This is a genomic window from Dyella sp. OK004, from assembly GCF_900114495.1.
Lineage (GTDB): Bacteria > Pseudomonadota > Gammaproteobacteria > Xanthomonadales > Rhodanobacteraceae > Dyella_D.
Map to the genome: position 1 here is coordinate 309,016 of NZ_FOZI01000004.1, position 22,560 is coordinate 331,575.

The following is a 22,560-nucleotide window of genomic DNA, read 5'->3' on the forward strand; positions in this document are numbered from 1 at the left end:
ATGCCAACCCATCCGCGCGCCGCAGAACTGATCGCCACCCTTCAGCTGCAGCCGCACGTGGAGGGTGGGCACTACAGGCGCTTTCATACCGCCGCCGCTCCGGATGGCGTCCGCCCGCCGCTCAGCGCCATCCACTTCCTGCTGGCCGACGGCGAGATCAGCGACTGGCATGTGGTGGATGCGGACGAGGCCTGGCATTACGTGGAGGGGGCACCTGTCGAGCTGCTGGTGTATCACCCGGCCGAAGGTCGCCTGGAGCGCCGCCGTCTAGGATCGCTCGCCGATGGCGGCACACCCGCGCACGTGGTGCCGGCGCATGCATGGCAGGCGGCACGGCCGCTGGGTGACTACACTCTGGTCACCTGCATCGTGGCGCCCGCTTTCGAATTCGCCGGCTTCCGCCTGCTCGACGACAGCGATGCCTTCGCCGCGCGACTGCGCCCGCTGCTCGCCGAAACGTCCATGTAGGAGCGCACCGGGTGCGCTCCTACAGTTCCAGTTGGGCGCCGAACATCATGCTGCGTCCTGGCGCCGGCTCGTAGAAGCGTCCGTTGGATTCGTTGACGATGACCGAGCCGATGACATGGCGGTCGAAAAGATTGTCGACGCGTGCGCTGAGGTGGAGGCGGGTAGCGCCAAGATCGATGCCGTAGCCAAGATCGACACCGGTCAACAGATACCCGGCTGCGCGTGCGCTGTCGCGGTCATCCACAGGAATTGCGCCGACGCCTTGCCATTCCACACCCATGCGCCAGCCCAGCGCGCTGCCGCGCTCGATGCGCAGCGAGCCGTAGTTTTCAGGCACGCCGGGAATGCGCGAGCCGGCGGGTACGGTGACAGTGGGGCTACTGGTGCGGAAGCTGCTGAGAAAGCGCGCCTGCACATGCGTCGCGCCAAGTAGCACCCGCCAGCCATCGCCGAGGTCGCCGCGCAGCGACGCCTCGATACCCTGTCGCCGGCTGCGCCCGATATTGCGATAGCTGGCACGGCCGCCGGTGTTGTCGGCAACGGCCAGTTCGTTGCGGCTATCGGCGCGGAATAGGGCGGTATCGAGTTCCCAGTCACTAGCTGGCTGCCAATTCGCACCGAGCTCGCCTTGCCGGCTGCGCGAAGGACGCAGATTGAGGGCGAGGCCGGCGCCGCCATCGGCGCGATAGCCGAGCTCGGCGAATGTCGGCGTTTCAAAACCTTCGCCGTAGCTGGCGTAGAAACGCAGCTTTTCTCCAGGCCGGTACTGCAGGCCTAGCACGGGCGTGGTGGCGCCGTAGCTTACCTGTCCGCTGTCGTCGGGATTGCCCGGCGCGATGTAGCGATCACGCGAACGGAAATGCACCTCGCTATGCCGCACCCCGGCGAGCAGCGACCACTGCGCAGCGAAGTGCCAGTACAGCTGGGCGTAAGGGTCGAGATTCCACACGCGATCGTCTTCATCGCGACGCAGGCGGCCGGTGACGCCGAGCACATTGCCGGCGAAGTTCTCGTAGCCGCGGCGATGCTGGTCCTGATCGTCGTAACTGAGCCCGAGCACCAGCTCCAACGGACGACCGGCGAAAGTGGCGCGGCGAGTCCAGCGCGTGTCGAGGCCGCCGTAGCGGGTGTCGAGATCGACCACCCCACCGGCGTTGAGTGGGTTGCGCTGCGCGACGACCGGCACAGACAGCATCTGCTGCACGCCGCGCTGGCCGTAGTAGGCCATCACGCGCCACTGCGTCTGCCCATCCGGCGCGAACTCATAGACCGCGCCGCCCTGGGTCTGGTGCACGCTCTTGCGCGTATTGAATTGATCCGCCGCAGCGGGTGCCTGCCGCGGATCGGCCGCGACTTGGGCGCGGGTCAGCCCAAGCGGATCCTGCGCCTGCGGCAGCGCCAGGGTGCTGAATACCAGCGTGAGATGTCCCGCCCTGCCCAGGTCGAAACCAAGCCGCGCGTTGCCGGATTCCCGCTGCGCGCGGCTGTGGTCGCGATAGCCGGCGGTCTGGAAATGCGACAGAGCCAGGTTGTAGTCGAACGGGCCATCCGCACCACGCGTCGACAGGCCAAGCCGCATGCTCGCGTTGCTGCCAGCGAACAGGCCTACCCGCGTCTGCGCCGGGGTACTTCCCTCGGCACTCCATAGCTGCACCACGCCGCCGGAGGCGTTGCCGTACAGCGCGGAGAATGGCCCGCGCAGCACTTCCACCCGTTCCGCCGCGTCCAGGCTGAAATGCGAAAGCTGTCCCTGGCCATCGGGCATGGTGGCGGGAATGCCATCGGCATACAGCCGCACACCGCGCACGCCAAACGTGGAGCGCGCGCCGAAGCCGCGCAACGACAACTGCTCGTCCTGCGCATAGTTCTGCCGGTCGCGGGCCAGTACACCGGGCACGCCGATCAAGGCCTCCGAGAGATTCACGCCCGGCTTGCCGCTATCCGCCGGTGCCACGGTGACCACGCTGAGTGAGGCAGGGAGATCGAACGGGGGGATATCGAGCCGCACGGCGTTGACCTGCACCGCCGGCAGGGTGGTGTCGGCCGCCCAGCCGGAGACGGCGAACAGCATGCATGCCACCGCAATCGTCCCGCCCCTGACCGCGCTCATCCGCCGTCCCATAGATGACTGAGCTTTCGATGGTAGCGGAGACTTTAAAGAAGCTCTTAGGGATAATCGGCCGATGCCAAGACACCAGCATTCCGCCCGTCGTTGCGTCCGCGGCCTGATCGGTGCCGCGATCCTCCTTGTGGGTTTCGCCGCTGTACCCGCCATGGCGCAGGACGCCAAGACCAAAGCGGAACAAGCCGACGCGCAGAAGAAACTCGCCGACGTGCGCAGCAAGATGGAAGCGCTGGCGAAGGAGCAGGCGGAAACCGCCGCCAAGCGCGACAGCGCCAGCGCTGAACTATCCAAGCAGGCCAACGCCGTGGCCGGCGCCGCGCGCGCGGTGCGGCAGACCGATAGCGATCTGACCGCCAAACAGCGTGAGCTGGACAAGCTCCAGCAGCAGCGCGCCGAACTGCAGAAGAATCTGGATGGCCAGCGTGCCGCCATCGCCGACCTGCTGCGCGCCACCTATACCCTGGGTCGTGGCTCGGACCTGCGGCTGCTGCTGGGCGACGAAGATGTGGCACGGGTCGCCCGTGCGCTGGCTTACTCGAAGTACTTCCAGGAAGACCGTGTGCAGCGCGTGCAGAAGCTGATGGGCGATCTGGCCCATCTGCAGGATCTCGAAGCGAAGATCACCACCGAGCAGCAGGCACTGCAGGCGACCAAGACGCAGCGCGAACAACAGACCAAGGCGTTGGAGCAGCAGCGCGCGAGCCAGGCCAAGCTGGTGGCGCAGACTGACGCGCAATACAAGGACCAGGCCGAGCGCCTGGCCGCGCTGAAACAGAACGCGCAATCGCTCAACAGCCTGGTCGACAAGCTGCAGAAGGCCATCGACGAGGCGGCGAAGGCCGCCGCGCGTGCGGCCAAGGCGAATCCGACCGAGCCCACCGCGCCGGCCGGCAAGGGCAGCGCAAATATTCGCGGCAACCTGCCGTGGCCGGCCAATGGCGTAGTCAACACCTACGGCAACGGTGTGCTGATCAAGGCCAACGGCGGCAGCGAGGTGCGCGCCGTGGCGCGCGGCCGCGTGGTCTACGCCGCCTTTCTGCGCGGCTACGGCATGCTGCTGATCCTCAACCACGGCAGCGGCTGGATGAGCATGTACGGCAACAACGAAAGCCTGCTGCACGGCGTGGGCGACCAGGTTGAGGCGGGGCAGTCCGTAGGCACCGCCGCAGCGCCCACGGGCGTCAACACCGGGGTTTACTTCGAGCTGCGCCAGAACAACAAGCCGGTCGACCCGCGCAGCTGGCTCAGCCGCCAACGTTGACGTCACACATCCGGCACCGCAGGCTAAGGACGCTCCGAGCCATTCTACGCAGCCGTCACCGGCTCTGCCCGCCCGCAGATGCGTGGTGCGTTGGCGACGGCAGACTGGCCGTCTTCCTAGTCAGCGCGCCGCGGAGCTGTGGGCGGGCAGAGCCGGCCCTCACAATATTGAATTTGAATGACAGGGTGATGTGTGGGAGGTCCGCAGGGTGTGGCCCACGTCTAGGCAAGGCAGCCAGCCTTGCCGTCGCCGCGCGCCACACCCTGCGGACCTCCCACACATCATGACGGCTGCGTAGAATGGCTCGGAGCGTCCTGTCATTGAATTCCGGCGCTTCATGGCGGTCCAACCGCGGCGCGCCCTTTCGCTTTTCCGGAGTACGTTCATGCGGTTTCCCACCCTGAGTCTGATCGCCCTGTTGCTGGCGGCGCCCATGCTGCAGGCCCAGACGGCCCCCTCCGCCAGTGCGGCCAAGCCCGCCGCGCCGGCCAAAGCCGCATCCAGCGAAGCGCCGGACGCCGTCGATCTCGACGACATCCGCAACTTCAGCCGCGTCTACGAAATGGTGCGCCAGGCCTACGTAGAGAAGGTGGACAACAAGACCCTGATGAAGGCCGCCATCAGCGGCATGCTCACCGGCCTCGATCCGCATAGCGAATACCTCGACAAGGAAGGCCTCGCCGAATTGAGCGAGGACACCACCGGCCAGTACGGTGGCCTCGGCATCGAAGTGCTGCAGGTCGACGGGACCCTGCGCATCATCGCGCCGATTGACGACACTCCGGCTTCGCGTGCCGGCATCAAGCCCGGCGACACCATCATCAAGGTAGACGGCAAGGCGGTGGAGCCGGAGAACATCGACGAGATGTTCAAGAAACTGCGCGGCGATCCAGGCAGCAAGATCGTGCTCACCATCCTGCACGAAAAGAGCGACAAACCGATCGATATGACCCTGGTGCGCGAGCGCATCTCCGTCACCAGCGTGAAAGTACGCGAGCTGGAACCCGGTTACGCCTATATCCGCATCAGTCAGTTCCAGGACGATACCGCGGCTGATCTGGACAAGAAGCTCAGCGAACTGATCAAGAAGAACGGCCCGCAGCGCGGCGCCATCCTCGACCTGCGTTCCAATCCCGGCGGCCTGCTTACCGCCGCCGTCGGTGTGAGCGACGATTTCCTCGACAGCGGCACCATCGTTACCACCAAGGGCCGTTTGCAGGACGCCAACCTCAATTTCTCCGCGCACCCCGGCGACCTGCTCAACGGCGCGCCGATGGTGGTGCTGGCGGACAACGGCACGGCCTCCGCCGCGGAGATCGTCGCCGGTGCGCTGAAAGACAACCACCGTGCGCTGATCGTCGGCCGCCGCACCTTCGGCAAGGGCGTGGTGCAGACGGTGCTGCCGCTGGATGCGGAGCATGCGGTGAAGATCACCACGGCGCGTTATTACACGCCGAGTGGCACGTCGATCCAGGCCGAGGGCATCAAGCCGGATATCGCGCTGGCGGATCTGGCGGTGAACAAGGCCGACACTTCGGCCACCCTGATCGCTTCGGAAGCGGATCTGCGCAATCACCTTGCCAATGAGGATGGTGGCAAGGGGAAGGACATCGATAACGATGGCAGTGCGGAGAATGCGAAGTTGGCCACGCAGGACTATGCGTTGTCGCAGGCGCTTAATGTGTTGAAGGGGTTGGCGCTTAATCGCGGTGGGGTGGTGGCGCCGGGGGCGGCTGGCGCTTCCAAGCACTAAGCTCTTTTCTCCCTCTCCTTCTGGGAGAGGGTTCGGTCTAGAGCCATATCCACCTACCTCGTCATTCCGGCGCAGGCCGGAATCCAGAGTGGTGCGCTTCGGTTGTAGCGTTTGCGTGCCCTGGCTCGCCTGCCGCGGGCTTCCGAACCGCTGCCGCGGCTCGGGTCACTTTCTCTTTGCTGGCCCAAAGAGAAAGTAACCAAAGAGAAATGGCCTGAAGAGCAGGCGGTGCGCTCTGTAGCTGCGCCTTTTCCAGTGTCAGACGTCGGGACAATTTTCCTCAAGGTCCGATCGTCTGCCCTCTGCGACTGGCAACATCTCCCTCTCCCCTCCGGGGGAGAGGGTTGGGGTGAGGGGTGGGTGCTCGGGATCGCGTTGCTACTTTACGGGTTGAGTCGAATGACTCAACTCAACCCGCATTCTGCTTACTGCACCATCGCCGCTTTCGCTTCGCCCATCGGTGCTGTCAGTCCGGCCGCTGTCAATTCGGCTTCCGCGGCTTCCATATCTTTCTGCAGCGCCGGATTGGCAAGGAACGCTGCTGCGAGGGCCTGACCAAACACGCGCCCGGCAAAGATGTCTTGCGGTGTGTGCACGCCGCGCACTACGCGGCGCCAACCCACATCACGTGCGTAGCCAGCGAGGGCGTCGGTGCGTTGTGGCATGAGTTTGCCGAGCAGGACGGCGAAGACGGTGGCGCGGGTGCTGTGGCCGCTGGGATAGCCGTAGCTTTTCTTCTTCAGGTTCTTTTCGTCGCCCTCAGGATCCTTGTGGCAGGAGTCGAGGGGGCAGGGGCGGTCGCGTTGCCAGTGGTTTTTGGCTTCTTTGACAGCCTTGGCGGTTTCTTTCTGCACTTCGGTGAACAGAGCTGCGGTGTGCGGCAGTTTGCTGGCGTCGAAGCCGGGGCCGAGGACGCGGGCGAAGGCGAAGGCGTCGAATTCCTCTTCCTTCTTAGCCAGTGCGGCTTCGTCTTTGCCGCGGGCGGCGGCGTAGGCGCGGTCGGTGACGGCGCGGTCGGCGCGGTCTTCCGGCGAGCCGGGGACGGAGGGCGGGGCGATGATGGTCTGCAGTTCGTGCAGTTTGGCGTCGTCGAGGTAGCGCGGGGTGTCGTCAGCGTGGGCTGCTGCGGAGACGAGCAGGGTCAGGCCGAGCAGGGCGCTTTTGAGGCGCAGGGGCGAGATGTTCATGAGTACGTTCCTGTCGAGATCAGAAGGCCAGGGAGATCGAGCCGAACCAGCTGCGGCCTGGCAGCACGAGGTAGTACGGGGTCGTGCCCTTGATTGCGTCGATCACCTGCTTGTGCTCGTCGAACAGGTTGTCGACCTGCAGGCGGATCTTGTAGCTCTTGATCACCGAGCCGCTGAGGTTCTGGCCGTAGCCAAGGCTGAGCGCGGCCTGCCACCAGCCGGTGCTGTGGCCAGTGGCCTTTACCGACGAGGCAACGTCCGGGCTGAAGTCGCTGTTGTAGACACGCTGGCCGCCGATGTACTTCTCGGTCAGCGAACCGAAGAAACCGTCGATGTCGTAAAGGAAGCCGAAGGCCGCGGTGCCCGACGGCACGGTGGGCATGCGCAGGTTGGAGTTCTTGAACTTGGCGTCGATCAGCGAGCCGTTGGCGTAAAGACTCACGCCCTCGCCCATGTAGTAGGTCGCTTCGGCTTCGGCGCCGCGCATGGTGGCGCCCTTGGCCATCGCGTAGATCGGGTCGTGGGTGACCGGATCGACCGCGGTCAGCGGGAAGTTCTGGTAATCGATGTAGAACACATCGGCGTCGGCGTTGAAGCGGTCGGTCTTGTAGACCGTACCGAACTGGTAGTTCATGGTCTTCTGCGGCGCGACCTTATTCTCGCCCGGATTCGGCACGTAGAACTGGTTGAGGTTGGGCGTGAGGAAACCCTGCGCTGCCTGGCCATACACGCTCCACTCGCTGGTGAGCATGTAGTTGGCAGTGAGCGAGCCGAGCGGCTTGTCCCAGGTCTGCTGATAGTAGAGCGGCAGCTTGGTGGTCTGGTTGATCGGCGCGTCGATATAGCGGGTGGCGCGGTCGTACTTGATGCCCGGCGTCAGGGTGAACTGATCCGTCACGCGCCAGGCGTATTCCGCATATAGCTGCGTGGTGCGCAGGCGGTCGATCATCGTGTACTTGTAAGCGCTGCTGTCCGGCTTGCCCTTCTTCACGTCGTGGATGCCGCCCAGGCCGTAGTCCAGCGCCACGCTGTAGCGGGTGTTGTCGATGTATTCGTACCAGGCGCCCAGGCGCAGCTGGCCGTGTTCGTCGGTGTGCGTGGTTTCCAGCGTGTCGCCCCACGCGCGGTAGTTATTGATCTTGTTGTAGCCGCCCAGGTTGGTCTTGGCGGCGGCGGTGCCGACGTACGGGCTTTCGTGGCTGTCGTTGTTGTAGGCGTAGGTGTAGAGCTTGTTGTCCAGCTGCCAGGTATCGCTCAGCGCGCTGCTGACGCCGATGTATTCCAGGTCGGTCTGCTTGGTCTGGTAGTTGTAGCAATAGCAGTCGGTGCTGGTGCGGTCGCGGTTGAGGCCGAAGTTGCGGCCCAGCGTGTCGATCTGCTGCTGGGTGAGGTCGGTCTTGTCCGGGTTGTTGAAGCGGATGTAGTTGTAGTTGCTGAGGAAGGTAATTTCCGTGCTGCTGCCCACCGGCTGCACATACTTGATGTAGCCGGTCTTGCGGCTCATCGGCGAGTTGGTGCGGAAGGTGTCGGTGTCGTTGTACTGCGCACTGGCGATCAGCTTGCCGCCGCCAAGGCTGTCGATGCGGCCGCTGTTGAGTTCGAGATGGGTCAGCGTGGTGTCGTAGCTGCCGTAGCTCACCGTCGGGATGAACGAGAACTCGTCGCGCGCATCCTTGGAGCGCAGCGCCACGGTGCCGCCGAAGGTAGCCTGGCCGATCTGGCTGGCACCGCCCGGGCCGCGGTCCACCGTCACCTGGCCGATCATCTTGGCCGGGAAGTAGCTGCTGGTGTGGTGGCTGAAGTCGTTGGTATCGCCGAACGGGATGCCGTCGTAAGTGACGTTGTACTGATTGTCGTTGAAGCCGCGGATGGTCATCTGCTTGGCTTCGCCCAGACCGGGGCCGCTGAGGCCGATGGTGGACACGCCCGGCGCGATGCCGGCGATGGCGGCGTAGTCGGCGGTGGGTGCGACGTGGTTGCTGATGTAATCCAGCCCGATCACCGACTGCGGCTGGGTGATGGTCAGGTCGGCCTGGGTCGGCGCCTGGGTGATGGCCGAGGTCGCCGTGTTGGCATGGACTTCCACTTCTTCCAGCTGCTTGGCCGAAGCGGTCGTGGCCGCCGGCGTCACTGGTGTCACCGGCGTGTCAGTGGCGGCAGCGGCACCGGCGATGCAGAAGCTGGCGGCGAACAGCAGCTGCACAGGCAGGCGGCGCAGGCGGATGCCTGCGGCGAGCGCGCTCAGTGCAGGTAGGTCCATCTTGCCGCTGCGGGAGCGGAGCTTGCGGTTCGGATTGGGCATGTCGGGCGCCGGTGTGTTGAGAAGGAGTTAAAGCGCTGCATGCTGGGCGGCTTTCTTGACGGTTCCGTGGCACTTTGATGACGGTGGCAAAGAAACTGGTATGGCCGTATGGCCGCCCAAATGAAATATCGCAGTTTCATGCGAGGCGGCACGTGACACTTAGTAGTTGCTTAGATTGCGCGGATCGGGGCCCGGCTGCGTCGCGGATGGTGCGCGACAACTGGTATGGCCCATCGGGCGATGGTTACAAAAGACACCCATTATTTAGCCGTCCGAATCGCTTTGACGCGGCGCACCAACTGTGTTCTAGTCGAAGCCATACCCACGCATGTGGCAGTGGCGCCTCCGGCTCCGCTGGGCTTGCGTGTCCCGCAAATCCGTCGGCCGGGGAGGCAAGATGGCTCGAGCAGGAACACCGGCGCTGTACGACGCCGCGTTTGAACATGACAGTTGCGGCTTTGGTCTGGTAGCGCAGATCGACGGCCGTCCCAGCAGTTGGGTTGTGGATACCGCCTTCGCGGCACTCGCCAAACTTTCGCACCGCGGCGGCGTGAATGCCGACGGCGTGAGCGGCGACGGCTGCGGCGTACTCATTCACAAACCACAGGCCTGGCTCGCCGCGATGGCGGCCGAGGCCGGACTGTCACTGAGCAAACGTTTTGCGGCGGGTCTGGTGTTTCTCGATCCGGCAGGTGGCGAGCTTGCTGCCGCCACGCTGGAAGCCTTCCTGCGCGAAGAAGGCCTGCATGTGGCGGGCTGGCGCGACGTCATCGTGAATCCCGAAGCCTGCGGCCCGCTGGCCGCCGCCGCGCGTCCGCGCGTGCGCCAAGTGTTCGTGGATGCGGCCGAGGGAAGCAGCGACGACGATTTTGAGCGCGCACTGTTTCGCGCCCGCCGTCGCGCCGAAACCGCGCTGGCCGATGAAGAACATTTCTATGTGGTGACCTTGTCGGCCCAGGTGATCGGCTACAAGGCCATGGCCGCACCGGGGCAGCTGCGCAGCGTCTACCCCGATCTGCAGCATCCGGCGCTGGTGGCGGACGCGGTGGTGTTCCACCAGCGTTTCTCCACCAACACCACGCCGCAGTGGAGGTTGGCCCAACCGTTCCGGCTGCTGGCGCACAACGGCGAGATCAACACCATCCGCGCCAACCGGCGCTGGATGCAGGCGCGCGAAACCATCCTGCGCTCGCCGCTGGTGGAGCTGTCGGATCTTGGGCCGCTGGTGCGCCAGACCGGCTCCGATTCGGAAAGCCTGGACAACGCGCTTGAGGTGCTGACCGCCGGCGGCCTGGATCTGATCGCCGCCATGCGCGTGCTGGTGCCGCCGGCCTTCGCTGCGCGCGAAGGCATCGACGAAGACCTCGCCGCGTTCTATGAGTACTACGCGCTGCACAGCGAACCCTGGGACGGCCCCGCCGGCCTGGTGATGTGCGACGGCCATTACGCCGCGTGCACGCTGGACCGCAACGGCCTGCGTCCGGCGCGCTGGGCGCTGTCGGAAGACAATCACCTGATCGTCGCTTCCGAAGCCGGTCTGTGGGATGTGCCTTCCGCGCGCGTCATCGCCAAGGGGCGTCTGGCCCCGGGCGAGATGATCGCCGTGGACTTCGCCAATCAGCGCCTGCTGCGCGATGCCGACATCGACGACATTAACCGCCGCCGCGCGCCGTATCGCGACTGGCTGCGCGCCGGTGTCAGCTATCTCGAATCCGACCTGATCGATCCCTCGCTGGCGGCCGAGCCGCTGCCGGCCGATCAGCTGCGCTGTTACCAGAAGCTCTATGGCCTCTCGCGCGAAGAGCGCGAGTCGGTGCTGAAGGCGCTGGCCGAGCTGGAGATGGAAGCGACCGGTTCGATGGGCGACGACACACCCATCGCCGCGATGTCGCGCCAGGTGCGTCCACTGTTCGATCGCTTCCGCCAGGCCTTCGCACAGGTTACCAATCCGCCGATTGACCCGTTGCGCGAAAAGTTGGTGATGTCGCTGGTGACGCAGATCGGGGCCGAAGGCAATGTGTTCGACCTGCGCGCGGAGAACGCAAAGCAGATCCTGATCAACTCGCCGATCCTGTCCCAGCGCAAACTGCGTCAGTTGCTGGCGATGCCACAGTTCGTCAGCACGCCGCGCTTCGACCTGATGTATGCGTCGGAGGAAGGGCTGGAAGCGGCGCTGCGCCGGCTGTGCCGCGAGGTGGCGCAGGCCGTGCGCGAAGGTTGCGCGCTGGTATTCCTCAGTGACCGCTATCCCGAACGTGGCCTGCTGCCGATCCATTCGCTGCTGGCTACCGGCGCGGTGCATGCGTTTCTGATCGATGAAGGTCTGCGCTGCCAGTGCAATATCGTGGTGGAGACGGCCACGCCGCGCGATCCGCATCAGTTCGCTTGTCTGATCGGCTTCGGCGCCACCGCGATCTATCCGTGGCTGGCCTACCAAAGCCTGTTCGAGCTGGGTCGCGAAGGGCATATCGCCGACGACCGTTTCGAGATCGGCCGCAGTTACCGGCGCGGCATCCGCAAGGGCCTGCTGAAGATCCTGTCCAAGATGGGTATCTCCACCGTGGCGGGCTATCGCGGTGCACAGTTGTTCGAGATCGTGGGGCTGGCGCCGGACGTGGTGGCGCTGTGCTTCCCCGGCACGCCGTCGCGCATCGGCGGTGCCAGCTTCGCCGAACTGGAGCACGACCAGCGCCTGCTCGCTGCCGAGGCGTGGAACGAGGCGCAGCCGCTGCGTGCGGGTGGCCTCTATAAGTATGTGCACGGCGGCGAGTACCACATGTACAACCCCGACGTGATCGCCAGCCTGCAGAAGGCGGTACGCACCGGCAACGCGTCGGACTATCGCGTCTACGCCGATTTCGTCGACCACCGTCCGCCCTCCGCGCTGCGCGATCTGCTGCAGCCGCGCGAAGCGGAGCAGCCGTTGTCGCTGGATCAGGTGGAATCGGTGGAGAGCATCCTCCGTCGTTTCGATTCCGCCGGCATGTCGCTCGGCGCGCTGTCGCCGGAAGCGCACGAAGCGCTCGCGATCGGCATGAACCGCCTCGGCGCGCGCAGCAATTCGGGTGAGGGCGGCGAAGATCCCGCACGCTATGGCACCGAGAAGACCTCCAAGATCAAGCAGGTCGCCTCTGGCCGCTTCGGCGTCACGCCGGCCTATCTGGTCAATGCCGAAGTGCTGCAGATCAAGATCGCGCAGGGCGCCAAGCCTGGCGAGGGCGGCCAGCTGCCCGGCCACAAGGTGGATGCCACCATTGCGCGGCTGCGTTATGCCAAGCCGGGTATCGGTCTGATTTCGCCACCGCCGCATCACGACATTTATTCCATCGAAGATCTGGCCGAGCTGATCCACGATTTGAAAGAAGTGAATCCGCAGGCGCTGGTGTCGGTGAAGCTGGTGAGCCATGCCGGCGTCGGTACCGTAGCTGCAGGCGTAGTGAAGGCGGGTGCGGATCTGATCACCGTAAGCGGCCACGATGGCGGCACCGGTGCGAGCCCGCTCACCTCGATCAAGTACGCCGGCACACCGTGGGAGCTGGGTCTTGCCGAAACGCAGCAGACGCTGCGCCGCAACGATCTACGCGGACGCGTGCGTCTGCAGACCGACGGCGGCCTGAAGACCGGCCTCGATGTGATCAAGGCCGCCCTGCTCGGCGCCGAGAGTTTCGGTTTCGGCACTGGCCCGATGGTGGCGCTGGGCTGCAAATACCTACGCATCTGTCACCTCAACAACTGCGCCACCGGCGTAGCGACCCAGCATCCGGTGCTGCGCAAAGAGCACTTCATCGGCCTGCCGGAGATGGTGATGCACTACTTCCGCTTCATAGCGGACGACGTGCGCGCGCATCTCGCGCGCCTGGGCGTGCGCAGTCTCGCGGAGATCATCGGCCGCACCGAGCTGCTGGCGCAGGTCGAAGGTTCCACTCCGGTGCAGCACAAGCTGGACCTGCGGCCGCTGATCGACGGTTCCGGCCTGAGTGCGAGTGTGGACTCCGCCTGCACCCTGCCGCGCAACCCGATGCGCGACGATGCGGCGCTGGCGATGCGTATCGAGCGCGATACCCGCGAAGCGGTGGCGACGGGCAGTGGCGGTATCTTCAGCTATCCCATCGTCAATACCGATCGTGCGATCGGCGCGCGTCTTTCCGGTGACGTGGCCCGCCGCCATGGTGATCACGGCATGGATGCAAACCCCATCGTGTTGCGCCTCGAAGGCGCGGCCGGACAGAGCCTGGGTGCGTGGAATGCCGGTGGCGTGCATATCGACCTTACCGGCGAAGCCAACGACGGCGTCGGCAAGGGCATGGCCGGTGGCCGCATCGTGGTGCGTCCGCCGCTGGATTCGCCGTTCGCCACGCAGGATGCCGCGATCATCGGCAACACCTGTCTGTATGGCGCGACCAATGGTGAGTTGTTCGCGGCGGGTCGCGCCGGTGAACGCTTCGCCGTGCGCAACTCTGGCGCGCTGGCAGTGGTGGAAGGCGCAGGCGATCACTGCTGCGAATACATGACGGGCGGCGTGGTCGCGGTACTGGGCAAGGTCGGCCTGAATTTCGGTGCCGGCATGACCGGTGGCTTCGCCTATGTGCTCGATCTCGAGCGCGATTTCGTCGATTGCTACAACCACGAGTTGGTCGACATCCTGCGTATCTCTCCGGAAGGCATGGAGCACTACATGCAGCACCTGCGCGGCCTGGTGGCGCGTCACGTCGAACTCACCGGCAGCGACTGGGGGCGGCAGATCCTGCGCGACTTCCGCGGCCTGCAGTACAAGTTCTGGCTGGTGAAGCCGAAGGCGGCCAGCCTTTCCGCGCTGGCGGAAGAGCTGAGGAGCGCGGCATGAGTGACAAGACCTTCCAGTTCCTCAACGTCCAGCGACAAACCCCGCGCACGGTGCCAGTGGCGATCCGCGTGCTGGGCTATGGCGAGATCGCAGGCGATTTCGGTTCGCCGCAGGCCGGTACCCAGGCGGAGCGTTGCATCGATTGCGGCAACCCGTATTGCGAGCACGCCTGCCCAGTCCACAACTACATCCCCAACTGGCTGAAGCTGGTGCAGGACGGCCGCATCATGGAAGCGGCGACCCTGATGCACGAAACCAATCCGCTGCCGGAAATCTGCGGCCGTGTGTGTCCGCAGGATCGTTTGTGCGAAGGCGCATGCACGCTGGAGCAGACGGCGTTCGGCTCCGTCACCATCGGCAGCATTGAGCGTTGGGTGACGGACGAAGCGCTGCGTCAGGGCTGGCGTCCGGATCTTTCCGCGGTGCGCGAAACCGGCAAGCGGGTGGCGATCATCGGTGCGGGCCCGGCGGGTCTCGCCTGTGCGGATCGTCTGCGTCGCGCTGGCATCGCTGCTGACGTCTACGACCGCCAGGAAGAGATTGGCGGCCTGCTGACCTTTGGCATTCCGCCGTTCAAGCTGGACAAGGGCGTGGTGCGCACGCGCCGCGATGTACTCGAAGGCATGGGCGTGCGTTTCCTGCTCGGTCATGAAGTGGGCCGTGACGTTGAGTTCGGCCAGCTGCTGGACGATTACGACGCTGTCTTCGTGGGCACTGGCGCGTATACCTATGTGGATGCCGAGCTGCCGGGGCGCGAGCTTCATGGCGTGCACGATGCCCTGCCGTTCCTCATCGCAAACACCGAACGTTTGCTGCGCGACGAGCCGGTGCCGCATGCCTTCGACTTTCGCGGCAAGCGCGTGGTGGTGCTCGGCGGTGGCGATACCGGCATGGACTGCAACCGCACAGCCATCCGCCTGGGCGCGACTTCCGTTACCTGCGTGTATCGCCGCGACGAAGCGAACATGCCGGGTTCCGCGCGCGAGGTGAAGTACAGCCGCGAGGAAGGCGTGGAGTTCCTGTTCCAGCGTCAGCCGCTGGAAATTCTCGGCGATGCGGATGGCAAAGTTCGCGCGGTGCGTGTCGTCGAGACTGCATTGGTCGACAGCGGCGATGGCCGTGCGCGCCCGCAGAACGTCGAAGGCACCGAGTACGAGATCGAAGCCGACGTGGTGATCCAATCGTTTGGTTTCCTGCCGAGTCCGCCGGACTGGTTGCGTTCGCACGGCGTGGCGCTGGAGCGGTCTGGCAAAGTCGCCACCGGCGTCAACGGTGCGTTGCCACTGCAGACCAGTCACCCGCGCATCTTCGCGGGTGGCGACAACGTGCGCGGCGCCGACTTGGTGGTGCGCGCGGTGTATGACGGCCGCGAGGCCGCAGGCTCGATCGCCAGCCTTTTGCTGGCGTAATCAAGGCGCCGCCTTTCCACTTGCGGAAGGCGGCGTGCTGCCGATTTCAGGCGCGGCGTGTAAAAAGTACGTAGAGACGCCCTCGGCGTACGTGCCCTTATGACGGTCCTCGTAAAGCGTGGAATGCAGCGCAGCTCTAGTGCTGCCGGCATTTTCTTGCGTCATCAGAGCGTGCGCTGAGAAGCGGTATATCCGCAGGCACAGTGAAAATAGGGCGCATATAACCCGCTTTTTCACGCGTTATTCGCATGCGCAAGTAATCACTGTTTTATTTAGATCGTTATAAAAAGCGCATTTTCACCATGATTATCGATGTCCGCTTTTGCTGCTGGAAGGCCACGGTTGCTCGCCTTCAGACCGGTCGCAAAATGTTTCGATGATCAATGACTTATGACTAAAGTCATGGAACTTGTGAAGCCAACCTTAAAGTGGAAGACTCCACCCCGCCAGCATTCAGCGAGCGCTGTCTATCAGCGCATTCCCCCACGCATCGCTGAGGATTAACTGGCTTATTGCAGGCCCTTTACAAAGAGAGGCTATCCCCATGAAGCGCAACAAGCTTGCCTTGGCTCTGGTCGGATTAATGCTCGCTCCCGCCAGCGCGGTATTCGCTCAAAGCACGGCCCCCGCACAAACGTCCAATCCGCCGCCGCCGGAACAGGCGAAGCAATTGCAGACGATTACGGTGACGGGTTCGGCGATTCCACGTATTGACGTGGAGACGCCTTCACCGGTGACTGTGATTACCGCCACGCAGATCGCGCGCAGCGGTCTCACCACCGTATCGGATGTGGTGCGTTCGATTTCTTCCGACAACAGCGGTTCGATCCCGAATGCCTTCGCCAACGGCTTTGCGGCCGGCTCTTCCGGCGTCGCGCTGCGCGGCCTGACAGTGAACTCCACCCTGGTCCTGGTCGATGGCCATCGCCTCTCCAGCTATCCGGTGGCGGATGACGGCCAGCGTTCGTTCGTCGATCTGAACTCCATTCCGCTGGCTGCGGTGGAACGCATCGAAGTGCTGAAGGACGGCGCTTCGTCGCTGTACGGTGCCGACGCGATTGCCGGTGTGGTCAACATCATCATGCGACCGAGCTTCAAGGGTGTGATGGGCACGGTCGACATCGGTACCTCGCAGCACGGTGGTGGCTTCACGCGTAAAGCCACGTTGCTGGCCGGTGGTGGTGATCTGGATAAGGATCGCTACAACGCCTACATGAGCGTGCAGTACCAGAAAGACAACCCGATCCGGACCAGACAGCGTGGTTTCCCGTTCAATACGGGTGACCTCAGCTCGCTCGGCGGGCCGGGCCTGGGTGGCCCTGCCGCGCGCAACGGTGGCCCAAATGGCGCGGTCAGGCCGGATACCCCCGGTTCGCTATGGCAGCCGCTGATGCCCTGTACCACGGGTCCCCTGATCACCGACGATACTGGCAGCTACTGTCGCTTCGACGGCGTGAACAAGTTCGGCACGTTGCAGCCGGCGATGGAGCAGGGCGGGGTGTCCGGGCGCTTCACCGTCAAGTTGAATGACACCACCAAGGCGTACATGGACGCCAGCTTCATGGAGACGAAGACCTGGGCGCCGGGCGGGCCTAACCGGATCCAGAACGGCACGCCGAACAACACCAACAACATCACGCTGCCGGTAGGCAACCCGTCCAATCCATTCGCGGTGCCGGCGCGCATCAGCTACAACTTCGGTGACATTCCCTCGGGCTTCAACTACAACAATCACGCCGCACGCATCATTGGCGATGTGTCCGGTCAGGTTGCCGACTGGAACTATGATGTCGCCCTGGTGCTCAACCACAGCTGGTTGAACACCACGCAGTACGGCTTCATCAGCTATACCGCATTGCTCGATGCGGTCGCCAAGGGTACGTACAACTTCGCCAACCCGGGCAGCAACTCCTCAGCCATACGCTCAGCCTTGGCCCCGGGCTATAACAAGACCTCGACGTCCGACATGGACACGCTGGACCTGAGCGCCAGCCGCACCCTGTGGGATATGGCCGGTGGCCCGATGGGCGTTGCCATGGGCGCCCAGTTCCGCCACGAAGCGCAGAACGATCCCACGCTCAACCCGAACTTCGAGTTCCAGGGGCTGGGCAACGCGCAGACCAAGGGTAGCCGCCAGGTGAGCGGTGCCTACGTTGAGTTCGACATGCCGCTGCTGCAGCAGTTGGAAGTGGATGCGTCGGGCCGTTTCGACCATTACACCGATGCGGGCAACAACTTCTCGCCCAAGATCGGCTTCAAGTACAAGCCGTTCGACTGGGTCGCGTTGCGCGGCACCTACTCGAAGGGTTTCCGTGCGCCGGCCTTCTCTGAGAATGGGTCGAGCTCCACGCAGGGTTTCGTCACCTATACACCGCCGCCCGCCTTCCAGGCGCTACACGGCGGCAGCCCCTACGTGACCATTCCGTATGCCTTGTCGGAATTCACTACGGCGAACAAGAACATCAAGCCGGAGAAATCCAAGAGCTTCACCTTCGGCTTAGTGTTCCAGCCGACCAGTTGGCTCAATGCTTCGTTCGACTACTACAACATCAAGAAGTCGAACCTGATCGTCCAGGCCGACACGGCGGCGGCGCTGGCCAACTACTACGCGGGTCTGCCGCAGCCTCCGGGCGTGACCGTGACTCCGGATCTGCCCGACCCCGATCATCCGAACGCCCAGCCGCGTCCGTCGGAGCTGATCGGTTCGTACCTCAACGCGCAGCAGTTGAAGACCACGGGCATGGACGTGGACGTGCAGGCGCACTTCGAATTCGCCAACAACCTGCACTACATCACCGAGCTGAGCGGTACCCAGATCTTCCAGTGGGCACTGACCTTGCCCGACGGCACGAAGCAGACCTATGTGGGTACCCAGGGACCGTACAACCTGTCCTCGGGTGCCGGTACGCCGCGTAGCCGCGCCTCATGGGCGAATACGGTGGAATATGGTCCGCTCACCGTCACTGGCACGCTGTACTACACCAGCGGCTATCGCGAAATCGCCTCGGACGTGGGCATCAATGGCATGTTCGATGGCGACTGTCTGACCACCACACCTGCCGGTACCAACTTCCCGGCAAGTTGTAAGATCCACGCGTTCTACGACTTCGACCTGACCGGCAGCTACATGATCAACGACAACTTCACCATTACGGCGTCGGTCATGAATCTGTTCGACCGCAAGGCGCCGTTTGACCCGGCGAACTACGCGGGTGCCGGTGCGAACTACAACCCGACCTGGTCGCAGGCCGGCGTGGTGGGTCGCTTTTACAACCTGGGTGTGAAGATGAAGTTCTGAGCCTGACGTTCCATCGCCCGCTGCAGGTGTCGCAGCGGATGACAGGCTGAAGCCAAGCAAGTACTGCACGGAACGGCGCGCCGAGTGATCGGCGCGCCGTTTTGTGTTGGATGCCTCTCCCATCGAGAAGGCTGTGCTGAATTACTTGTAGTGCGGCCTCTTTGTCGCCATCGTTGTGGCTCCACCACCGGCTTGCCGGTTCTTTGGATGAGCTTCAGGGGAAACCGCATGCGCATGGGCCTGGCCGCCAACTATCTTCACCACAGCCACGATGAGGCAGCGCTGTTCCGCTGGCTGCGCGCGTGTGGGCAGGGCATCCGCGAACTCGGCATCAGCCTGCATGCGGTGGGTCGCACCTACGACGCGATTGCCAGCACCGACCTGCTCGCCGGCTATGCCGGCTTGGTGCGCTATCCCTACGGGCGCGAGGGTGGCCTGATGAAACTGGTGGCGGAAGTGGTGGGCCTGCCGGAGTCCGGTCGCGTGCTGGATGGCGCGATCTATCTGATCAACCCGGTCAACCCGTCCTCGATATTTCCCGAGGCGGTGGCGCTCAAGCGCCAGTGCGTGATCCATCAGAAGCCATTTATTTCCACAGTGGCGTCTGCCTGCGATTGGGTGGAGCTGGAGCGCATCCGCGCTGGCTTCGCACCCGATCCAAACGCCGACGGTTTTCACGCGCTGGAGGCACAGACGCTGGCGCTGATCGCGCATGATGCGATGAAGCCGCAGATGCTGACTTACGCGGCGGAGCATTTCGATCTGCTCTCGCGTTTCGCGCATCGCGTCGCCACCGGTACCACCGGCCAGCGCTTGAACGAGCTGGCCTGGAGCCGCGGCTGGCCGGCGGAACGGAACTGGGTGCATCGCTACCAGAGCGGTCCGATGGGTGGTGATGCGCAGATCGCAGACCTGGTGCTGGAGCGGCGTTGCCAGCGTGTGCTGTTCTTTGAAGACTCGCATGTGGCGCGCCAGCACGAGGCGGATATCCAGCTGTTGGAACGCGCTGTCACCACCGTGACCGACGACGCGGTGTGCATCACCAGTCCGGTGGTGGCGAAACGCTGGGCGGAGGCGGCCATCCGGCGCGCAGCGAGCCGGCCATGTTGAGCGGGAGTCACACATGTGCCTGATCGGCTTTGCCTGGCAGGCGCATCCACGCTGGCGTTTGGTGCTGGCCGGCAATCGCGATGAATTCCATGCGCGGCCAAGTGCGCCGCTGGCACGCTGGAACGACGCGCCCCTGATCGGTGGGCGCGATCTGGAAGCCGGTGGTACCTGGCTTGGCGCGACCGACGACGGGCGCTGCTGCGTGGTGACCAACGTGCGCGATCCGCGGGATCCACAGCAGGGTGTGTCGCGAGGACTATTGGCCACCGACTATCTGCGTGGCGAGGCCGGCGCTTCAATGCACGCAACGTCGCTGCTGCAAACAGCCGCGGACTACCGGCCGTTCAACCTGTTGACCTTCGATGCAAGCGACGCGTTCTATCTCGGCAACCGTCCGGCGCCGAAAGCGCAGCTCGTCACGCCGGGCGTGCACGGATTGTCCAACGCCGACTTCAATACGCCCTGGCCGAAAACGCACGCCTTGATCGGGCAGTTGCAGGCGTGGCTGACGTCGACGCCGGACGATGGCGATTTCGCAGCGCTGTTCACGGCGCTGGCAGACGAGCATCGTGCGCCGGATGAAACGCTGCCGGATACCGGCGTGGGTCTGGAGCGCGAACGCTGGTTGTCGTCGGCGTTTATCCGCGGCGAACACTACGGCACACGGGCAAGCACGGTAGTGGCGATCGGCCATGATGGCCGGGGCGTGATGATCGAGCGGCGCTTTGGGCCGAATGGACGGGTTGAGGGGGAGACGGCGTTGAGTTTTGGAGTGGCCTAGATCGCATTGTCGCGGCGGGCGTCATTCCTTCTCCCGGAGGGAAAGGGTTAAAGCTCAGACGTCCGGGAAGCTTCCGTCGACGTAATACCAGCGTCCTGCTTCGCGCGCAAAGCGGCTGATTTCATGCATGCGCTGCGCCTTGCCGCCGCCATAGCGCAGGCGCGCCACGAACTCCACCACCGCATGATCGCCATCGCTCTCATGACGTTGCACCGTCAGGCCCAGCCAGGTGGGTGCGGGCTGCTGGGAGCCGAGCTTCAGCGTGGTGGGCCGGGTGCTGGCGTGCCAGGTGGCCAGCAGATAGTCCTCACGCTTGAGCACATACGCGCTGTAGCGCGAACGCATCAACTGCTCTGCGGTTGCCGCCAGCGCACCCTCGTGTAGTGGCCCGCAGCAGCGCGCATAGCCTTCGGCGTTGCCGCAGGGGCAGGGGGTGAGCGTGTCGATCGCTTGCATCAGCGGCAGAGTGGGCGCAGGGCGAGAGAGGTCCTCGCCATCATGCCACCGCTACGCAGGCTTGGCACCCAATGTCAGCCGCGCTGCCAGATCCGGCAGCGATTGTGGGCCGGCATGGCGATGTCGGCGATCAGATTGAAACCGGACTTCGCAGCCAAGGCGTCAACCGCCGCCGCGTCGCGGATGCTCATGTGTGCGCCGCGAGCCTTCAACGATTGATCGAAAGCGGCATTGCTGTCGCTGGTATAGCGGCCGTCAATATTGAAGGGCCCATAGATCGCCAGCCGCGCATCCTCGGTGGTGATCTGCGGCAAATGCGCGAACAGCGCCTCCACTTCGTCCCAGGCCATGATGTGCAGCGTGTTGGCGCTGAACACGGCGTCGTAGCGCTGCGCGGGCCAATGGCTGCCGACATCGAGCTCAAGTGGCTCTGGCGTGTTGGGCAGCGCCGCTTCTTCCAGCCACATTCGAATGCCGGGGAGATGCTCGGCGCGATCGGAACACTGCCAGCTCAGCTGCGGCATCGCTCCGGCAAAGTACACCGCATGCTGTCCCGTGCCGCTGCCGATCTCCAGCACCCGCTGCCGGTCGGCGAATTGCTGGCGAAGCACCGTAAGAATGGGGTCGCGATTGCGTTCGCAGGCCGGAGCGAATGGTTTCACCACGCCGCTCAGGCAGGTTTGCCGCGCAGTACGCGGGCCGGCAGCATCAGCAGGGCGCCCAGGAACGAGAACACAGCGGTAACCGTGATGCCGACCAGCCGCAGCGGCAGCGAGATCAGCCACACGATCGGGTAGAGCACCAGTGCCAGCAATGCCAGCGGCCAACAGAACACCAGTAGCAACAGCCAAAGCAGAAAGGCGGCCATGAGAGGTCCTCCCGGGTCAGATGCCGGCGACTTTAGCGCGCGCCGGCGTCGTGCTGTAGATGACTCCCGTCACCCCATTGGTTTCACGCCGATCAGCCAGGCATGCAGCGCGAAGGCGAACACCGCCCAACCCACCAGGCCGGCCAGCACCGTGATGGCGTCGCCACGCACCGTGCCCGCTGGATAAACCGTGCCGGCCAGGCGATCACGCCGGCGCGAGACCACGAAATCCAGCACCGCCCACAGCAGGAAGGCGCCGAACAGCACCACGTCATGCAGCATGCCGGTCGCCAGTAAGTGGCCGAACGCCCAGGTTTTGACGCCGGCCAGCATCGGATGACCCAGGCGAGCCTTGAAATGGTTGTTCGGCACGTACGCGGCGGCGATCAGGATGAACGCGATCAGGGTGAACAGTGCATTCAAATGCCGCAGCCACATCGGCGGCACGTACAGCAGCACCGGTTGCAGGCGCGCCTGCCCGAAGCCGTAGATCAGCAGCACGAAACCGATGATGGAGATGACGGAGTAGAGGCCCCTCCACTTCTTCTCACCAAGCCGGGCGAACTGCTGATCGCGCCAGTCGTTGGCAAAGATGCGGATGGAATGCACACCGAGAAACAGCACCAAGCCTAGGATCAGCAGCCACATGACGGATTGCCTCCGGAGTAGGTGGACGGAGTATAGGCGGCCTAGCTGGGG

General features: G+C 64.3%; 15 protein-coding genes. 8 read left to right on the top strand and 7 right to left on the bottom strand.

The window, feature by feature from the left end:
• Positions 1-468 (top strand): cupin domain-containing protein, encoded by a 468-nt coding sequence (locus tag BM338_RS17550; protein ID WP_090453145.1) that lies wholly within the window; start codon positions 1-3, stop codon positions 466-468.
• A 19-nt stretch (positions 469-487) separates the two neighbouring features.
• Here the strand turns inward: BM338_RS17550 and BM338_RS17555 are convergent, their stop codons facing one another.
• A complete protein-coding gene (locus BM338_RS17555) occupies positions 488-2,539 on the bottom strand; it encodes a TonB-dependent receptor (RefSeq protein ID WP_090453147.1) in 2,052 nt (683 codons plus the stop codon).
• A gap of 112 nt (positions 2,540-2,651) precedes the next feature.
• On the opposite strand from BM338_RS17555, the gene BM338_RS17560 reads away from it, so the two are divergent.
• Together BM338_RS17560 and BM338_RS17565 are read left to right on the top strand one after the other, a co-directional pair.
• Positions 2,652-3,854, top strand: a complete 1,203-nt coding sequence (locus BM338_RS17560; RefSeq protein ID WP_090453151.1) for a murein hydrolase activator EnvC family protein — start codon at positions 2,652-2,654, stop codon at positions 3,852-3,854.
• 385 nt (positions 3,855-4,239) lie between these two features.
• Positions 4,240-5,607 (top strand): S41 family peptidase, encoded by a 1,368-nt coding sequence (locus BM338_RS17565; protein WP_090453153.1) that lies wholly within the window; start codon positions 4,240-4,242, stop codon positions 5,605-5,607.
• A gap of 425 nt (positions 5,608-6,032) precedes the next feature.
• On the opposite strand, the gene BM338_RS17570 is transcribed toward BM338_RS17565, so the two are convergent.
• Together BM338_RS17570 and BM338_RS17575 are read right to left on the bottom strand one after the other, a co-directional pair.
• Positions 6,033-6,794, bottom strand: coding sequence for a phosphatase PAP2 family protein (locus tag BM338_RS17570; RefSeq protein WP_090453156.1), 762 nt, complete (start codon positions 6,792-6,794; stop codon positions 6,033-6,035).
• 19 nt (positions 6,795-6,813) lie between these two features.
• The gene (locus BM338_RS17575) at positions 6,814-9,096 is read right to left on the bottom strand and encodes a TonB-dependent receptor (RefSeq protein ID WP_255367355.1); all 2,283 of its coding nucleotides are present in this window, start codon (positions 9,094-9,096) and stop codon (positions 6,814-6,816) included.
• Between the two features lie 397 nt (positions 9,097-9,493).
• Here BM338_RS17575 and gltB point away from each other — a divergent pair, with 397 nt between their 5' ends.
• The 5 genes from gltB (at position 9,494) to BM338_RS17600 (ending at position 20,537) form a co-directional block, all read left to right on the top strand.
• Positions 9,494-13,939 carry a glutamate synthase large subunit gene (gene gltB / locus BM338_RS17580; protein WP_090453158.1) on the top strand — a complete coding sequence of 1,482 codons (4,446 nt, stop codon included), beginning with the start codon at positions 9,494-9,496 and terminating at the stop codon, positions 13,937-13,939.
• Positions 13,936-15,348, top strand: coding sequence for an FAD-dependent oxidoreductase (locus BM338_RS17585; RefSeq protein WP_090453160.1), 1,413 nt, complete (start codon positions 13,936-13,938; stop codon positions 15,346-15,348). Before gltB ends, BM338_RS17585 begins: the two co-directional genes overlap by 4 nt.
• Positions 15,349-15,892: 544 nt before the next feature.
• Positions 15,893-18,646 (top strand): TonB-dependent receptor, encoded by a 2,754-nt coding sequence (locus tag BM338_RS17590; RefSeq protein ID WP_090453162.1) that lies wholly within the window; start codon positions 15,893-15,895, stop codon positions 18,644-18,646.
• 228 nt (positions 18,647-18,874) lie between these two features.
• Positions 18,875-19,756 (top strand): methylglyoxal synthase, encoded by an 882-nt coding sequence (locus BM338_RS17595; RefSeq protein WP_090453164.1) that lies wholly within the window; start codon positions 18,875-18,877, stop codon positions 19,754-19,756.
• A gap of 13 nt (positions 19,757-19,769) precedes the next feature.
• Positions 19,770-20,537 carry an NRDE family protein gene (locus tag BM338_RS17600; protein WP_090453167.1) on the top strand — a complete coding sequence of 256 codons (768 nt, stop codon included), beginning with the start codon at positions 19,770-19,772 and terminating at the stop codon, positions 20,535-20,537.
• 54 nt (positions 20,538-20,591) lie between these two features.
• Here the strand turns inward: BM338_RS17600 and BM338_RS17605 are convergent, their stop codons facing one another.
• The 4 genes from BM338_RS17605 to BM338_RS17620 all read right to left on the bottom strand — a co-directional run bounded on the left by BM338_RS17605 (position 20,592) and on the right by BM338_RS17620 (position 22,509).
• Positions 20,592-20,993 carry a YchJ family protein gene (locus BM338_RS17605; protein ID WP_090453169.1) on the bottom strand — a complete coding sequence of 134 codons (402 nt, stop codon included), beginning with the start codon at positions 20,991-20,993 and terminating at the stop codon, positions 20,592-20,594.
• Between the two features lie 74 nt (positions 20,994-21,067).
• Entirely contained in the window at positions 21,068-21,658 is a 591-nt protein-coding gene (locus tag BM338_RS17610) for a DUF938 domain-containing protein (RefSeq protein WP_090453171.1), read from the bottom strand.
• 5 nt (positions 21,659-21,663) lie between these two features.
• Positions 21,664-21,861, bottom strand: coding sequence for a hypothetical protein (locus tag BM338_RS17615; RefSeq protein ID WP_090453173.1), 198 nt, complete (start codon positions 21,859-21,861; stop codon positions 21,664-21,666).
• A gap of 69 nt (positions 21,862-21,930) precedes the next feature.
• Positions 21,931-22,509, bottom strand: a complete 579-nt coding sequence (locus BM338_RS17620) for an NnrU family protein (protein WP_090453176.1) — start codon at positions 22,507-22,509, stop codon at positions 21,931-21,933.
• Positions 22,510-22,560 lie beyond the last annotated feature (51 nt).

Excerpts from the sequence above, each read along its gene's own strand:
- BM338_RS17570 (WP_090453156.1), bottom strand. The coding sequence starts at position 6,794 with ATGAACATCTCGCCCCTGCGCCTCAAAAGCGCCCTGCTCGGCCTGACC.
- BM338_RS17590 (WP_090453162.1), top strand. The coding sequence starts at position 15,893 with ATGAAGCGCAACAAGCTTGCCTTGGCTCTGGTCGGATTAATGCTCGCT.
- BM338_RS17575 (WP_255367355.1), bottom strand. The coding sequence starts at position 9,096 with ATGCCCAATCCGAACCGCAAGCTCCGCTCCCGCAGCGGCAAGATGGAC.
- BM338_RS17620 (WP_090453176.1), bottom strand. The coding sequence starts at position 22,509 with ATGTGGCTGCTGATCCTAGGCTTGGTGCTGTTTCTCGGTGTGCATTCC.
- BM338_RS17560 (WP_090453151.1), top strand. The coding sequence starts at position 2,652 with ATGCCAAGACACCAGCATTCCGCCCGTCGTTGCGTCCGCGGCCTGATC.
- gltB (WP_090453158.1), top strand. The coding sequence starts at position 9,494 with ATGGCTCGAGCAGGAACACCGGCGCTGTACGACGCCGCGTTTGAACAT.
- BM338_RS17555 (WP_090453147.1), bottom strand. The coding sequence starts at position 2,539 with ATGCTGTTCGCCGTCTCCGGCTGGGCGGCCGACACCACCCTGCCGGCG.
- BM338_RS17605 (WP_090453169.1), bottom strand. The coding sequence starts at position 20,993 with ATGCAAGCGATCGACACGCTCACCCCCTGCCCCTGCGGCAACGCCGAA.
- BM338_RS17615 (WP_090453173.1), bottom strand. The coding sequence starts at position 21,861 with ATGGCCGCCTTTCTGCTTTGGCTGTTGCTACTGGTGTTCTGTTGGCCG.
- BM338_RS17585 (WP_090453160.1), top strand. The coding sequence starts at position 13,936 with ATGAGTGACAAGACCTTCCAGTTCCTCAACGTCCAGCGACAAACCCCG.
- BM338_RS17600 (WP_090453167.1), top strand. The coding sequence starts at position 19,770 with ATGTGCCTGATCGGCTTTGCCTGGCAGGCGCATCCACGCTGGCGTTTG.
- BM338_RS17550 (WP_090453145.1), top strand. The coding sequence starts at position 1 with ATGCCAACCCATCCGCGCGCCGCAGAACTGATCGCCACCCTTCAGCTG.
- BM338_RS17595 (WP_090453164.1), top strand. The coding sequence starts at position 18,875 with ATGCGCATGGGCCTGGCCGCCAACTATCTTCACCACAGCCACGATGAG.
- BM338_RS17565 (WP_090453153.1), top strand. The coding sequence starts at position 4,240 with ATGCGGTTTCCCACCCTGAGTCTGATCGCCCTGTTGCTGGCGGCGCCC.